The sequence below is a fragment of the Rosistilla oblonga genome, from assembly GCF_007751715.1.
In the GTDB taxonomy this organism is placed as follows: domain Bacteria; phylum Planctomycetota; class Planctomycetia; order Pirellulales; family Pirellulaceae; genus Rosistilla; species Rosistilla oblonga.
In genome coordinates, this window is sequence record NZ_CP036292.1 from 1,177,009 (window position 1) to 1,192,271 (window position 15,263).

Below are 15,263 nucleotides of genomic sequence, written 5' to 3' on the forward strand. Positions count from 1 at the left end.
AATACGCATTTATCCATCAGCGAGCGAATGACGCCGCAATTAACAGGAACTCAAGGACCAAAATCATGCATACTCTCAAATTGCTTGCTGCCGGTTTGCTTCTATGCACCGCATTGCCAGTCGGTACGGTTCGGGCTCAATCGCTTGATGATGCTATCAAGAACATGTCCGATGATATCGCAGTGTTTTTGGAATCGCGGGAAAAGACGAGTGTGGCGATCGGTGAATTTGATGGTCCTGATGGAAGCACCGCAGGGCGAGCGATCCAGCAGAAGTTGAAAGAGAATCTGCTGGCCAATAACCTGGAGATCAAGAAGTTGGGTGCCAGGATGAAAATCCGCGGCAGCTTTTCGCTCGATTCGCAATCGAGCTTTTCGATCGCGACGATTCGCTCGACTCTGGTCGATGAAAACGGTCGCGAAATGTCAGGTTATCGCGAACGGGTCAAGTTGGCCGAAGTGACATCCTTGGAAGATCTCAGCCGAATCTTCGGACTAACAGCGGATCTGGTGGCCGAACAAAATGGCGAATCGGATGACGCGGACGCGACAAGCGGATCTGCCAAAGACCAAGACTCCGATGCAGCGACTTTATTGACCAGCGTTTCAAAAGCCGTGACCAAAAAGGTTTCCAACGCGATCAAAACGCCAGGTTTCAGTTATCACGGCAACGACAAATCGAAGGTCAAAGCCAGCGACAGTAGCGATTTTGTTGTTCAACTGCGTCGTTGCCCTAGAGATTCGACGGTCTTTACGCCTGTTGATGTGCTCGATGAGGGGGGCTTTGCGTTTGCCCCTCTGGAAGATGGCGACAGGTATCAGGTCGTGGTCACGAACAATTCCGATCACGATATCGCTGCGAAAGTATCGATCGACGGAGTCAATAGTTTTTATTTCTCCGGGAACCCAGGATTTAAAGCGAACGGTTCGTGGGTGATTGCCGCAGGGCAATCGGGGGTGATCAAAGGCTGGTATCTCAACGCACACGAATTGGCTGAGTTCTTGATTACGAGTGATGAAAAGGATGCCAAGCTGCCCGATCCGCTTGATCTCGGAACCGTGACCGTTCAGTTCTTTCACGCTTGGGCTCACAATACGCCGGTACCGAAGGTCGAACTGTTGGCCAAAAACGACCGCGGCCAATTGCAAACGACTCAAGGTGCAGTCATTGGTCAACAGAGTGGTGAGGTGCGGCGTCACTTCGGGAAAACGTTACTTGCTTCGGTTAGTATTCGATACTCGAATCCAGATGATCTTCCAGAAGGGCCCGGTCTGTAACCGTTGCCCATAACGTGCTGCGCGATTTGCTCCATGCATCGAAATGATGCGTGGAGCTTCGCGGCGTGGGCGGAGGCGTTCTTTGCTCAATTGATAATTTCTGAAATAGCAAGACTTTGACTTGGAGAATCTCTTATGTTGTCTCACCTGAAAAATGTCGCTCTCACCGTTGTGGCGATTGGAATGCTTTCGCAATTCGCAATTCATGACGCGGAAGCACGTTATGGTGGTCGGCAGTACTACAGCAGTTGGTCGTATCAGCCGGCGCGTTCGTATCACTACACCCGCTATTACTACAAGCCTGTCACCACGGCGACTTCTTACAGTTACCACTACTGCATCTCCTATCCTTCGCAACCTCGTTACGTTTATTACTACAACCCTGTTTCTCGGCAGTATTGGGGACGCTACGACTTGGAAGGTACTGAAGGGGCACAGTATTCGTTGCTAGCGGAAAAGGATCGCAAGAAAAATCTTGAAGACATTCCTGAAAGCGCGTTTCCCGCTCCCGCAGCGATGCCGCAGATTCCTGGTTCCAAGGATGGGGTCGCGATTGAACCCATCAAGGAAAAGCCAGGCGACGAACCTAAAGATCTGCCCGTCGCAAAGTAGTGAGTTGGTTCTTCGGTTACTCACGTTTTAAGTTGTTAAAAGCGGGATGTGTTCACATCCCGTTTTTTTGTGAATTGCCAGAGCGTGATGCGGGTCGCGTCACACGAGTTGCCCAACCTTGCTCGTTGATTATGTTTTTACGATCGCTCCCTTTTGCTGTCGCTATCGCGGTCTTCACGCTCCAGTTGTGTCCTGTCCGGTCTGCGGAGGGGCAAGACCGACCTCGTTTTTTTGTCGATCGGCAAGGTCCTCGCCAAAACGTCGAACAGCTGATTTTTTCAAACGATTCCCAACGTTTGCTTGCGTGCGGTTTTGATAAGTCGGTGCACGTCTGGGATGTGGGGGCCAATGCGAAGTCGTCGCCGGAAGCGACCGATAAAATTGCCTTCGTCAAATCTTTGCGTTGGGAGATCGCTCGAGGAATTCGTGGCGTGATTCGTTGTCTGGCGGTTGCTCCCAAGGGGGATGAGCTTGCGATCGCAGGCTATAGCGCTCGCGCGCAACCTGGCGACATTATTTTGATGCGTGAAGGAGACGGTAGCGTGATCGCATCGCTCCCCACACCTGCGGCTCGCGCACAGAATATCGCCTTGGCAGGACACACTCGACCGGTCCTTTCACTCGATTTTTCGCCTTCAGGCAACCGTTTAATCTCCTCCGACTTGGCTGGCGAAGTTATTGTTTGGACGTCCGCTGGTAATCGAGAAAACTGGACGCGAAGCCAATTGTTCGCCGAAGAGGGAGGCGATGATGCGCGTCAACAGATCGTTCGGTTTCTAAGCGAAGACGAAGTCTTGGTCGTTCGGCCCCGTGGCGATCAACGTATTGTGCAACGAGTCGATGTGCAGACCAAGGCGCAGAACACTGTTTCCGATTCGCAATCAACCCAAGTCGGAGCGTTAGCGGTAAGCAACGACCGCACGCGTTGGATGCACGCGGATTGGAACGGGAACGTACGGATTCGTCGAGCGGTTGACGACCGGGTCGAGTTCCAGTTTAGGACGCGGTTGCCGATCGTGCTGGATGCGGCATGGGGACCGCACGATTTGCTTGCCATCGTTTCCAGTGAAAATTCACAGGGAAAAGGTGCCGGCATGTTGGAACTTTGGGATGCCGGGCGTCAGCAGGCCTTGGACCAAGTGACGATCTCGAATGTTTCGCGTGTTCGTGCCGTTGCCATCAGTCCCGATGGGCAACGATTAGCGACTCACAGCGAGGACAGCGGTGAGACGCTTGTCTATCGCTTGCGAGACGACGATGGGAACCTGCTCGCGAAACCGCTCAGTGACGGTACGCCAGCACGTGTTTCAGGAAGACATCGAGAGCTCGAAAAACTCTCCATTGCGGCCGATGGTTCGGGGGTTACTTTTAATCGTGTGAATGATCCCCAGCGATTTTTATTGGAATATGAAACGGGGACTGTTCAGGCATTGGCAAAACCGATGCCATCGATTGAGGTTGAAAGTCATGGTTGGCAACCAACCATCGACGCTGCCGATGGCTGCCATGTCCTATTGAAATTGAATAATGTTGTGGCCGGAACTATCCGGTTGCATCCGACCGATCAGGGGCCTGCGCAATCTGCCTGCCTTGTTCCCGATGCACAAGGGAATCCAATCGCCGTTGCGCTTGGCACCAGTAATTCCAATGGCGTTTTTGTCTATTCGCTGCCAAGGGATGGAGAATCGCCGCGGTTGCTGAGATATCTCCGCGACCACGCTGATTCAGTAGTGGACCTGGTGGCCACGACTAGCGGCGACTTATTGGTATCAGCCTCCGACGATCAGACGCTGAAATTGTGGAGTCTTCGTCGGTTGGATTGGAGCCCCGTGGAGTTTCCCAATGCGTCGCACTGGGGAGCGGTGTTTGCGATTCAGGCTGGTAAAGTCAGGGTTGCCGAATTGCATCCTGACGGCGTCGCTGCGGCGCGTGGTTTAGAGGTGGGCGACGTGATCGACCGGATTCAGGGTTACGATGCCAACGATTCGCAGCGGATTATCGATGCGGTGTTTTCACGTGTCGGAGCGGAACAGACACTTGCGACTCTAAACGCCGTGTCGGTTCTCAAACAGAACCTAATCCAAGCGACCAGCGTCCGTGGTGTCAAAAAGGCGTTTGTGATCGTGCCTGCTTGGGAGCCGTTGGTGAGTGTGGTTGTCGACTATCGCGATGAATGGGCGATTTGGGCACCCCGTGGATATTTCAATGCCTCCGCCGCCGACGGAGGCGATCTGTTTGGTTGGCAGATCAACCAAGGGCAAGACAAGACGCCGCGAATCCTGAAAGGCAGTTCGTTTCAAAAGGAGTTTGAGCGTCCCACTGTGATACAGAGGATTCTGCAGAATGCGACGATTCAAGGAGCACTGGCTGGAATCGACACTCAGGCGTCCATCGGATTGACAGCTAGTCAGATTCCGAAAGTCCGAATTGTTGCTCCCGCGGTTGGAAGCGAACTGAAAGCTGGGAGCAAAACACAGATTGTTGCTGAAATTGTCTTTCCGCAGGGGGCTTCTGACGGTTTCGACGTGCGCGGCGAAATCAGTGGCCAATCGATGGGGGCACCCGTTCGCATTTTCAGGGCTGGTGCAACGCACACCTACACTTGGTCGGTGTCGCCACGTGAGGATTTGAATCGGATTCGCGTCTTTGCCAGCGAACGCAATGGTGCATTGCGGAGCTTGTTTGCCGAAGATATTCGCCAGTATCGAGGGGAGCCGGCGAAGTCCGATCCCTACCGTTTGCATGTTCTTGCTTTGGCGTCAGAGGACTATGCGCTAAGCAGTACCGATGGCAATCGATCGGGATTTGCCAAGCTGGAGTTTCCGATCGACGACGTGTCGGATTTCGTGAAGTCCCTTCAGGAGAAGCAGCGGCAGAAGCTTGGGCGTTTTACCTTGGGGGACGTGATTCAATTGGAGGACGACGAGATCACGCGGCAATCGGTTCGTGACGCGATCGATCGCTTGATACAAAATCGAACTCAAGACGATGTTATCCTTGTCTATCTTGCTGGGCACGGAACCACGGAGGATGGACGCTTTTATTACGTCACGACTCAGGTGAAAACGGGTGATTCGCAGGACATCCGCAGCAGAGGGCTGCCGTGGGATGAATTGGAGCGAATCTCGCGGTTTCAGGGACGGGTGATCTGGCTGATCGACACCTGTCACAGTGGATCGGTGGTCGATGCCAAGAGCAGTGTGCGGAGCGCGAAGAGCACGGGGAATCTTGTCTTTGCTGCGGCTACGGGAGGGGCGGCAGCGTTCGAGTATCCGGCCTTGAAGCACGGTGTCTTTTCTTATTGCGTGCTGCAAGGGCTCGATGGGAAAGCCGATGGTGCACTTGACGCAAGCCGTTCTGACGGCGAGGTTTTTGTCGATGAATTGATCGGATATGTGAAGCAAACCGTTATGGAGATCACGGGAGCTCAGCAGCGCCCTGTTGCGACTCCCGCCGAATTGCAAGATCTAATTCTGCCGTTGGTCCGAGTGGAATAAATTGGCGTCCGGGGCTTAAGACGTGCCATATCGCTGAACGGATGTGAGTTCGTGCGTTACCACGCGCTGAACAAAAGTTGCCAAGTGGCTGTCCACTATTGATCCAAGATTCGTATTCTCTGTTTGTAGTGAATGCAAACTGAGGATTTATCCGATGGGTCACGCCGTTAAAATGCTGGTTGTCATCTTTGTTGTTGCGATGTTTCCCAAGCTGGGCTGCGCTCAAACGCTCGGCGGCGAGATTTCAAAGATGACACAACAACTTGTGTCGTTTCTGAATGATGAGGGATACGATGCCGTCTTTCTGGGAAGTTTCGATCGACAGTTCGAAACCGAAATGGGCCGCGATATTCACCGTCAATTCGAAGAACAACTCATTGCCAACTCGATTGTTGTTCTCGAAGAACCTAGGAGTTTGCAACTACTAGGGGACTTTACGGTTTGCGAGCAGACGATGCATTCCATCGTAACCCTCAAGGTTGAGGTACGTAATTCCCAAGGCCGCGTGTTGAACCAATACCGCAAACGCGTGAAGGTTCTTCATGCGTCATCAGATGCCACGGTTGTTGCAGTTGGCCGGAATGGATCGGTGTACCCGTGATGAAGCCCAGTGTTGTTTATGCACTTTTGGCGATATTCGCGAATCAATAGGCATCGACCCCGAAATCGGGGGCGATGCCTTGGCGTTGCCGTTTGCTTTAGACCGAGAATTCGGTCAGCAGTTGATTGAACTCGCCACCAACCCGTTGGATTTCTCCTCCGGCTTGTTTGGTCGCGTTCACTTCACGGCTGGTTTCGGTCGCAATCGTGCTGACCTCGGCGATCTTTTCGGCCACTTCTTGGGCGGCGGAAACGCTTTGTTCAACACCCGCGGAAACCGCTTCGGTGTTGTTGGCGATTTCGCTCAATTGTCCCACGACCGTTTGAATCGCCTGCTCCTGTTCGGCGGCCGACATCGAAATCTCGTCCGCTTTGTTGGTGACCAGTTGCGAGACCTCTTCGATCGATTTGATCGAAGCGACGACGCGTTCTGCAATTCGTTGAATCGATTCGATCTCGTCGCGAATGCCAGTCGTCGCATCGGAAGTGCGGCGAGCCAGTTGTTGGACCTCGGTCGCGACGACTGCAAATCCTCGCCCCGCTTCTCCCGCTCGACTCGATTCAATCGTCGCATTGAGAGCCAGCAGGTTTGTCTGGCCTGCGATGTCTTCGATCAAGTCGACGATCTTGCCAACACCAGCCGTTGCGATTCCAAGTTCGCGAATTCGCTCGCTGCCATCGGCTGCTAGCGAAGAGGCCTGTTTAGTGATCGTGACCGCTTCGGTCGAATTCTTGGCGACACTTTCGGCGTTGGCGCTGATTCGCGATGTCGCCGTGGTGACGCTTTGCACGCTGGTTCCGACCTGTCGCAGCGATTGTCCCATGCTTTGCATCGCGACGTTCATCTGTTCGGCAGCGGCGGCCACCGTGTTGCTGCGCAGGCTGGTGTTCGAAGCGGCTCCTTCCACGCGGACCGCGGTTTCGCTGAGTCCGCCGGAGACTTCGTTCAGCTCTTGCGACGTGTGCTGCATCTTGAGAATCATGCCTCGCATCCGTTCGGTCAACGCGTTGACTCCCGCTTGCAAACGGCCGACTTCGTCTTCGCTGGTCACATCCAGCTTGGTTCGCAAGTCTCCCGATACCAGTCGCGCGAACGCATCGGTGCATTTCAGCAACGGTTTGATCAGCGAGTAGTTCAGCAGCCAGGCGAGGATCGCACAGCAGACGCCAAGTGCACATGCGATGACCATCGCTCCATTAAAGACCGCTGCCTTGGCGGCGGCGTTGGAGGCGTCCAGCGACTGAGTCACCTCATAGGCACCGTGGAGATCGCCGACGGCAAGATTCTCCATGTGGTAACCGGTGGGGTCGAGCCCTTCGTCGTTGTTCCACAGTTCCTTGCTGGTCTTTGGATCGCCGTGACAGAGCATGCATTCGCTGGTCAAGCGAATTGGGCGGAAGTAGCGAACCGCATTTTTCTCTTTGTCGATGACCGAATAGAAGGTTCGTTTGGGGTCCGCGGCAAACAGGTTAAGTGCTTCGCTCTCGATGGCATCGGGTTCGTTCGAGGGATTTCGCGGATTGAACTTCGGTGTCTTGAATTCGTAACCACCCTCTTTGGCGCGACGCATGACGGCGGTCCAAGCGGTGACGATCGGGACGGTGTCGAGGACCTTGTCGGTCTCTCCTTTTTCAGCAAATTCGGCGAGCATTTCCTGAGAGAAGACGCCCGATTTCCATTTGTCTTCCATCCCTTGTCGAACCGATTCCGCGGTGTCGACGATGCGACTCGCTTGAGTCAGCATCTCGTTGTGCGCAGTTGTCTTGACTCGGGAGTTGAAGATCCACAAAAAGACCGCTCCCAGACCCAGCAACATTACCGCAACGATGCCCAGCAATTTTGATCGTATTCCAATGCGTTGAAACCACTTCATCGTCCTGCCCCTTTTTTCCTAGACTCTTAGTTCTGGTTTGTGATTGTTTCGTGCCGACACCAAAAAATTGCGCGGCCATCGTTAAACTAGGTGAATCATAGGACGCCGATGAAAACTTGGTGTCTGGCGGGCTGCTCTGGATCTCTTGCAGGGCAATTTTCTCTGGGGTCGGCTCTTGCAATCGTTACAGTGGGTTCAAGCGGAACGTTTGTAACCAGACGGCGATCCGCAGGATGAGCGGCGTGGGGCGGTGCGCTAGCGACGGCGAAATGCGTCGTGTGAAGAAGGGGGCGAAAGCGACCGATTCACGGTTCGACTAGACGCTGCGTTGGTTTGATGGCAGCCAACCCATCGCGGACGCTATCGTTTTAGCGACCGCCGGCGTCTTGGACACATGCCCAAGACGCTCTGTTTTCAGCGTCTGCTGACGAGGCCAGCCCCACGCGATTGCGGGGGCAAAAAAATGCCGGATAGTTTTAGTAAGGGCGTGGCGAGACGCGGCCTTGCACTCGGCTTGGCAGACCGTGGATTCGCAGGAAGCCTTCGGCGTCGTCTTGGTTGTACGATCCGCCACCTTCCATCGTCGCGATCTCTTCGTCGTACAAGCTGTTCGGGCTCTGGCGACTGCTGACGATGATGTTCCCCTTGTACAGCTGCAGCGTGACGCTGCCGGTGACCGGCTTGCGGGCTTCGTTGATGAAGGCCAACAGGGCATCGAACTTCGGTGTGTACCAGAATCCGTAGTAGACCATTTCGGAGACGTCGACGGCCAGCTTGTCGCGCAAGCGAACCAGGTCGCGATCGAGGGTCAGTTGTTCGATGTTTAGCAACGCGTCGTACAGGACCGTCATGCCGGGAGCTTCATAGACGCCGCGGCTCTTCATCCCGACAAATCGGTTTTCGATCATGTCGATCCGGCCGACGCCGTTGCGTCCGCCGATCTCGTTCAACGATTCAACCATCTCCAGGGCGCTGACGGTCTTGCCGTTCAGAGCGACCGGGACGCCGGCTTCAAAGTCGATCGTGACCTCTTCGGGCTTGTCGGGTGCCGCTTGCGGGCTGACGGTCATGCCGAAGTCGACAAGTTCGACGCCGTTGACAGTCAGGTCTTCCAGTTGGCCGGCTTCGTAGCTGATGTGCAGCACGTTTTCGTCGCTGCTGTACGGCTTCGCCGACGACGCTTTAACCGGGATCCCCTTCTCTTCGCAGTAGGCGATCAATTCGGTGCGGCCGGGGAACAGGTCGCGGAACTCTTTGATTCGCCATGGGGCGATCATCTCGATCGAAGGGTCCAAAGCTTCGGCAGCCAATTGGAAGCGGCATTGGTCGTTCCCCTTGCCGGTGGCGCCGTGAGCGTAAGCGGTCGCACCGACTTCGCGAGCGACTTCCAGCATGACTTTGCTGATCAGCGGCCGTGCGATCGAGGTGCCCAGCAGATAGATGCTCTCGTATTTAGCTTGCCACGAGAGGACGGGGAAGGCGAAGTCGCGGCACAATTCTTCGCGAACGTCGACGATCCGAGCCGATTTGGCTCCCGCATCTTGAGCCTTCTTCAGCGTCGCAGCGCGATCTTCGCAAGGTTGTCCGAGGTCGACGTAGACCGCGTGAACTTCGTATCCCTGATCTTGCAGCCAGCCTAAGATGACCGATGTATCGAGACCGCCGGAGTATGCCAATACACAGCTTTTCATGATTCGTTATGCTTTCTAAGAGGCGTCAGATGTTGGCGGACCAAATAAACGAGAGCCGGGTCCGCAGCGATCGATCGCGATTTTAATTGTTCTTCGGGCCAGCGTCGGGACCACCTTGGTTTCGGTTTGCCCGGCCACTGCCTCGATTGATCGCGATTTACGGCGTTTATCCAGCACATTGTGCTTCCCATTGCCCTGCCCTGACAAGCGGACCTTATTCAAAACATGAAGCCAATTTCCGAATTACTGCGATCCCTGGCCGCCGGAGAGATCTCCGTCGAGCAGGCCGAGCAATCGTTGGCGTCGCGAGAGATCGAAGCGATCGATGGAGCGACGGTCGATCGCGGTCGCAAGGCCCGCTGCGGGTTCGGCGAAGTCATCTATGGCGAGGGGAAGTCGGCCGATTTGATCGTCCGCGTCGCCGAAAAGCTGCTCGAACTGAGCCCCTCGGTGCTGGTCACCCGCTTGGCCGCCGAAGTTTTTGCCGAGATCCAGGTTCCCCACTGGCAGATGCATTACTCCCCCCAGGCCCGGACGCTGCGGATCGCTCGGACGGCCGAGGCGTTGGCGGTTGTCGAGGAATCGTCGTCGTCGCTTCGCCCGATTGCTGTCGTCACCGCCGGGAGCACCGATGCGGCGGTTGCCGAAGAGGTGGCTGAGACGTTGACCTGGATGCGCGTTCCTTTTCGCGTGCTGACCGACATCGGCGTCGCCGGGCCGCAGCGGTTGCTGGCCAGCCTGCCGGCGCTGGAAGGTTGCGCCGCGGCGGTTGTGGTCGCGGGGATGGAAGGGGCGTTGCCGAGCGTTGTCGCCGGGCACGTTCCGTATCCCGTGATCGCGGTCCCGACCAGCGTTGGATATGGTGCGTCGCTGGGCGGTATCACCGCGTTGTTGTCTATGTTAACAAGTTGTGCGTCGAACGTTTCGGTGGTGAACATCGATGCCGGCTTCAAAGGTGGCTACGTCGCCGGGCTGATCGCCTGCGGTCAACAAGCCCCTCCGCAATCCGATGGTGAATGAAATGACAACTCGCTCCCCTGCCCTGCCCCAACTGGCACCTCGCGACGCCGACAGCCATAAAGGCGACTACGGCAGGGTCTTGTTGATCGGCGGTTCGCCCGGAATGGCCGGTTCGATTTCGCTGTCGGCGAGCGCGTCGATTCGATCGGGAGCCGGGTTGGTGACGGTGGCGGTTCCGCGCCGCTGTCTGGAAACCGTTGCTGGATATGACCGCTGTTATATGACGGTCGCTCTTCCCGATGACCTCAAGGGTTTTTATGAGCTAGCCGCGTCGCGAGTCGCCCAGCTTTCCGAATCGGCGACAGTCTTCGGCTGCGGTCCGGGGATGCGAACGGGCGTTGGAGCCGAGGGGATCGTGAAGACGTTGTGTTCGCAAGAGAGCGACAAGCCGCTGGTCTTCGATGCCGATGCCCTGAATTGTTTGTCGCAGTGCGACGACTGGAAATCGATGCTCGCACCGCGGATGATCCTGACGCCTCATCCCGGCGAATGGGAGCGGTTGAGTGGCGTGGCGGCCAGCGATCGGAAGGCTCAGGAGGCCGCGGCGGTCGAGACGGGCAAGGCGACCGGTGCGACGATCGTCTTGAAGGGCTCGAAGACGTTTGTCACCGATGGCAAGAAATCGGTTCACAATTCGACAGGCAATCCGGGGATGGCCAGCGGCGGTAGCGGCGACGTGCTGACGGGCGTCTTGTGCGGCCTGTTGGCTCAAGGCCTAGCGGTTTTCGAAGCCGCTCATTTGGGAGTCTTCGTCCACGGCCGGGCGGGCGATTTGGCGGCTGAATCGGTGGGGCAGATCAGTCTGACGGCCAGCGATCTGTTGCAGCATTTGCCGGCGGCGTTCATGTCGCTGTCGGATCAATAGGGCTGCAATTTCCGCGACCAAACGGTGGGCGGTGGGCATCAGCGGCTTCGCAGTGCATAATCGACCGACGTTTTTACCGCCCTCCCCTACCCTGTTCTGGCCTCCGACGGACGTTGATAAATCTGTGAAATTGATTCGTGATCTCGATCAGGCATCGCAAGTTGCTCGAGGAGGTGCCATCAGCATCGGCAATTTCGATGGCGTTCACCGTGGGCATGCGGTTCTGCTGAAACAATTGCGTCAGCTGGCCGATGAAGTGGGCGGGCCGGCGGTGGTGCTGACCTTCGATCCGCATCCCTCTTCGCTGCTGCGACCCGACCAGGCGCCGGTCCCGCTGACCTGGATCGAGCGACGTGCGGATCTGCTGTATCGGCTGGGAGTCGATCGCGTGATCGCATGCCGTCCGACCGCGGAACTGCTTGGGCTTTCGGCTACCGACTTTTTTCAGCAGGTGATCCGCGAACGGTTGGATTGCCAGGCGATGGCCGAAGGACCGAATTTCTACTTCGGCAAAGATCGCCAAGGGGACGTCGAGATGCTGGGCCAATTGTGCCAGCGTGCCGCGATCCCGCTGCGGATCGTCGAACCCTTGGATAATCAAGGGCAGATGGTTTCCAGCACGATGGTTCGGGCAGCGATCGCCGACGGGCAGATCGAAGCGGCCAACGCGATGCTGACCGCACCATATCGAATCTCGGGCCTGGTCGCTGTGGGTTCACAGCGTGGCGCGGGACTCGGCTTTCCGACGGCGAATCTCTCCGATTTGCAGGTCCTTGCGCCAGCCGCAGGGGTTTATGCGGGGCAGACTTGGGTGGGCGGAACCGCATATCGTGCGGCGATTCACATCGGCCCAAACTTGACATTTGACGAGGGCCAATGCAAAGTCGAGGTTCATCTGTTAGATTTCACGGGTGATTTGTACGGCGAAAGACTGGAAGTCCAATTCAACCGGCGAGTCCGTGGCATCGTCAAGTTCGCCTCTGTCGATGACCTTCGCAATCAACTCGGGCGCGATATCGCGACGGTTCGGAACGAACCGCTCTCGTGATTCCCTCGCTGCCCTGTTATCCATTTCCACCTCAATCTAAGTACACGATCGGACCCTCGTATGCCCGTCAATTGGAAAAAGTTCAAAGACACCATCGCCCACTACGAGAACTTTGTTTTAACCAGCCACATCCGCCCCGATTGCGATGCGTTGGGGAGCGAGTTGGGAATGGCGGAGGTGCTGCGAGCGGTCGGCAAGAAGGTGCGGATCATCAACGCCCACGATACGCCTCCCGGTCTGCAGTTCTTGGATCCGGCGGGCAACATCGAAGTCCTGCGTCGACATGTCGAAGCCGAAGACATTGAAACCGACTGCATCATGGTCTTGGACACCAGCGCCTGGGCTCAATTGGGGGCGATGGCTCAAGTTGTCGAAGAGACCCGCGCCGACAAATTGATCGTCGATCATCACTTGGGTGAAGACGATATGGGAGCGTTGTTGTTCAAGGACACCAGCGCCGAAGCGACCGGTCATTTGGTCGTTCAAGCTGCCGATGCCTTGGGCGTGCCGTTGACCAAGAAGATGGCGATGCCGTTGTACGCAGCGATCGCAACCGATACCGGTTGGTTCCGCTTCAGTTCGACCAGCGCCGACACCTACCGCTGCATCGCTCGCTTGGTCGACGCGGGCGCGTCGCCGACGGAGATCTACGGCGATCTGTACGAACGCGACACGCTTGGCCGAGTGAAATTGCGCGGCCGAATTTTGTCGCGGACCACCGCGGAGCTCGGCGGCCGATTGGTCTACACCTGGGTTCTGGCGGAAGACTTTGAGAAGACCGGCGCGTTGCCTAGCGACACCGAGGATGCGATCAACCTAACGCTTGCGATTGCCGGCACCGATGCCGCTGTGATCATGATCGAACAGCTGAAGGGAGGCTTTAAGTTGAGCTTCCGCAGTCGCTGCGAAATGAACTGCAACGACGTCGCCCGCGTCTTCGGCGGCGGCGGCCACAAAGCCGCAGCCGGCGCATTCATCGAAGGCAACATCGAAACGGTGAAAGAAAAAGTCCTGCCCGTCGTGATGGAAATGATGAAGTAATTCATCGCGGCGAACATTCCGCTTTGCTCGCGGCGTGGTGGCTTGGCAGAATAAAAGGATTCGATGGCGATATCGAATTCTTGATTCTGCCAGAGGTGAAGTGCCATGCCGATCTATGTGGATGCGGAGATCCAGGTATTCTCGGAGCCTGAGTTTCATTCGCTGGCCGAACGGGTTGTTGGTATCGCGTTTGACGTCCATCAATCTTTTGGACGTTTGCTGGACGAAGAGATCTACAAGAATGTGATCTCTGGCCGTTGTCACGCTGCGGGAATTGTTCCGGCACGGCGTGAAGTGGAAATCGTCGTCCAGCACGACGATTTTCGAAAATCGTATTTCATGGACAGCTTGCTCGCTAACGGCCTGATGGTCGAGGCGAAGGTGGTCGAGGAGCTTGCGGATGTTCATCGGGCCCAGGCGATCCACTATCTATTGCTGACCGGCATGCATCATGGACTGCTGCTTAATTTTCGGCCGGGGAAAGTGGAGAAGTGGTTCGTTTCGACGTCGCTTGATTTGAACGAGCGGCGGCGGTTTGAGATCGACGATTCCGATTGGCAGCCACGCACCGTTGCAAGTCGAAAGCTTCGGCGACTTGTCGAAGATCTGCTGCTCGACTGGGGAGCCTTTCTGCAGACTTCACTCTATCGACAAGCGATCACTCACTTTTTTGGTGGCCCTGAGATCGCGTTGCGTCGCGTTCCTGTTTACGACGCCGGGCGGCAGGTGGGCACTCACGAAGTCTGCATGCTGGAAGAAGGTACTGCAGTGGCTGTTACCGGTTTAAGTTCCGGTCAACCTGCAATGGCCGATCATCTTCGTCGGTTTCTCTGGCACACCGATCTAACAACCGTGGACTGGGTTAACCTCGACAAACACCAGATCACCTTCCGGACAATAACAGTTTAACGCGGTCTCTTGAAAAGAAGAAGCAGGATGATGTTGGCAGAATGATGGGGCGGTAGGATTTTAGGTGAATGAATTGGCAGACTGCGCCAATACTCTGTCGCCCAAATTGCAATAGAAGCAACCTTTGTAGCTGTCTACTTAGAGAATTGCTTTCTTATTATTCTGCCCCCATCATTCTGCCACTTGTTATTGCCTGATTCGCTCGGCAGGAATGCAGTGTAGGTTGGCAGGATGATTGGGGCAGAATGATCCGGCGGTAGACTTTTTTAGGATGAATGGGCAGAACGTATCAAAGCTCATCCGTCTGCATCGCAACTAAGCCATTCTTCGTTAGACATCTGCTTGAAACCGTTTCTTATCATTCTGCCCCCATTATTCTGCCACTTGTTATTGCCTGATTCGCTCGGCATGAGTGCTTTGTGGGTTGGCAGAATGATTGGGGCAGAATGATCCGGCGGTAGGATTCTTTAGGATGAATGGGCTGGCCGTATCAAAGCTCATCCGTCTGCATTGCAACTAAGCCGTTCATCGTAGGCATCTGCTTGAAACCGTTTTTTATCATTCTGCCCTCATTATTCTGCCACTTGTTATTGCCTGATTCGCTCGGCAGGAATGCTGTGTAGGTTGGCAGGATGATTGGGGCAGAATGATCCGGCGGTAGATTTTTTAGGATGAATGAATGGGCAGGACGTATCAAAGCTCATCCGTCTGCATCGCGACAAAGCCATTCTTCGTAGACATCTACTTGGAATCGTTTCTTATTATTCTGCCCCCCATTATTCTGCCACTTGTTATTGCCTGATTCGTTCGGCAGGAATGCTGTGTAGGT

General features: G+C 55.7%; 11 protein-coding genes. 9 read left to right on the top strand and 2 right to left on the bottom strand.

The features are described 5' to 3' along the window. Positions 1 to 65 precede the first annotated feature (65 nt). The 4 genes from CA51_RS04170 to CA51_RS04185 all read left to right on the top strand — a co-directional run bounded on the left by CA51_RS04170 (position 66) and on the right by CA51_RS04185 (position 5,987). Positions 66 to 1,277: a hypothetical protein gene (locus tag CA51_RS04170; protein ID WP_145118066.1), complete on the top strand. Its 1,212-nt coding sequence runs from the start codon at positions 66 to 68 to the stop codon at positions 1,275 to 1,277. A 135-nt stretch (positions 1,278 to 1,412) separates the two neighbouring features. Then, on the top strand, positions 1,413 to 1,889 hold the full coding sequence (locus CA51_RS04175; protein WP_145118067.1) for a hypothetical protein: 477 nt from the start codon (positions 1,413 to 1,415) through the stop codon (positions 1,887 to 1,889). Positions 1,890 to 2,020: 131 nt separating this feature from the next. After that, on the top strand, positions 2,021 to 5,386 hold the full coding sequence (locus tag CA51_RS04180; protein WP_145118069.1) for a caspase family protein: 3,366 nt from the start codon (positions 2,021 to 2,023) through the stop codon (positions 5,384 to 5,386). A 154-nt stretch (positions 5,387 to 5,540) separates the two neighbouring features. Beyond that, positions 5,541 to 5,987, top strand: coding sequence for a hypothetical protein (locus CA51_RS04185; RefSeq protein ID WP_145118071.1), 447 nt, complete (start codon positions 5,541 to 5,543; stop codon positions 5,985 to 5,987). A gap of 97 nt (positions 5,988 to 6,084) precedes the next feature. Here the strand turns inward: CA51_RS04185 and CA51_RS04190 are convergent, their stop codons facing one another. Continuing rightward, a complete protein-coding gene (locus CA51_RS04190; RefSeq protein ID WP_197451589.1) occupies positions 6,085 to 7,803 on the bottom strand; it encodes a methyl-accepting chemotaxis protein in 1,719 nt (572 codons plus the stop codon). A gap of 533 nt (positions 7,804 to 8,336) precedes the next feature. Then, positions 8,337 to 9,551: an argininosuccinate synthase gene (locus CA51_RS04195; RefSeq protein ID WP_145118075.1), complete on the bottom strand. Its 1,215-nt coding sequence runs from the start codon at positions 9,549 to 9,551 to the stop codon at positions 8,337 to 8,339. A 225-nt stretch (positions 9,552 to 9,776) separates the two neighbouring features. On the opposite strand from CA51_RS04195, the gene larB reads away from it, so the two are divergent. The 5 genes from larB (at position 9,777) to CA51_RS04220 (ending at position 14,434) form a co-directional block, all read left to right on the top strand. Continuing rightward, the gene (gene larB, locus CA51_RS04200; RefSeq protein WP_145118077.1) at positions 9,777 to 10,571 is read left to right on the top strand and encodes a nickel pincer cofactor biosynthesis protein LarB; all 795 of its coding nucleotides are present in this window, start codon (positions 9,777 to 9,779) and stop codon (positions 10,569 to 10,571) included. Position 10,572: 1 nt separating this feature from the next. Further along, on the top strand, positions 10,573 to 11,436 hold the full coding sequence (locus CA51_RS04205; protein WP_145118079.1) for an NAD(P)H-hydrate dehydratase: 864 nt from the start codon (positions 10,573 to 10,575) through the stop codon (positions 11,434 to 11,436). A gap of 124 nt (positions 11,437 to 11,560) precedes the next feature. Then, positions 11,561 to 12,484 (top strand): riboflavin biosynthesis protein RibF, encoded by a 924-nt coding sequence (gene ribF / locus CA51_RS04210; protein ID WP_145118081.1) that lies wholly within the window; start codon positions 11,561 to 11,563, stop codon positions 12,482 to 12,484. A gap of 60 nt (positions 12,485 to 12,544) precedes the next feature. Next, positions 12,545 to 13,525: a DHH family phosphoesterase gene (locus tag CA51_RS04215; protein ID WP_145118083.1), complete on the top strand. Its 981-nt coding sequence runs from the start codon at positions 12,545 to 12,547 to the stop codon at positions 13,523 to 13,525. Positions 13,526 to 13,630: 105 nt separating this feature from the next. Further along, positions 13,631 to 14,434, top strand: a complete 804-nt coding sequence (locus tag CA51_RS04220) for a GxxExxY protein (RefSeq protein WP_145118086.1) — start codon at positions 13,631 to 13,633, stop codon at positions 14,432 to 14,434. Positions 14,435 to 15,263: the final 829 nt, after the last annotated feature.

Excerpts from the sequence above, each read along its gene's own strand:
- CA51_RS04170 (WP_145118066.1), top strand. The coding sequence starts at position 66 with ATGCATACTCTCAAATTGCTTGCTGCCGGTTTGCTTCTATGCACCGCA.
- CA51_RS04175 (WP_145118067.1), top strand. The coding sequence starts at position 1,413 with ATGTTGTCTCACCTGAAAAATGTCGCTCTCACCGTTGTGGCGATTGGA.
- CA51_RS04180 (WP_145118069.1), top strand. The coding sequence starts at position 2,021 with ATGTTTTTACGATCGCTCCCTTTTGCTGTCGCTATCGCGGTCTTCACG.
- CA51_RS04185 (WP_145118071.1), top strand. The coding sequence starts at position 5,541 with ATGGGTCACGCCGTTAAAATGCTGGTTGTCATCTTTGTTGTTGCGATG.
- CA51_RS04190 (WP_197451589.1), bottom strand. The coding sequence starts at position 7,803 with ATGTTGCTGGGTCTGGGAGCGGTCTTTTTGTGGATCTTCAACTCCCGA.
- CA51_RS04195 (WP_145118075.1), bottom strand. The coding sequence starts at position 9,551 with ATGAAAAGCTGTGTATTGGCATACTCCGGCGGTCTCGATACATCGGTC.
- larB (WP_145118077.1), top strand. The coding sequence starts at position 9,777 with ATGAAGCCAATTTCCGAATTACTGCGATCCCTGGCCGCCGGAGAGATC.
- CA51_RS04205 (WP_145118079.1), top strand. The coding sequence starts at position 10,573 with ATGACAACTCGCTCCCCTGCCCTGCCCCAACTGGCACCTCGCGACGCC.
- CA51_RS04215 (WP_145118083.1), top strand. The coding sequence starts at position 12,545 with ATGCCCGTCAATTGGAAAAAGTTCAAAGACACCATCGCCCACTACGAG.
- CA51_RS04220 (WP_145118086.1), top strand. The coding sequence starts at position 13,631 with ATGCCGATCTATGTGGATGCGGAGATCCAGGTATTCTCGGAGCCTGAG.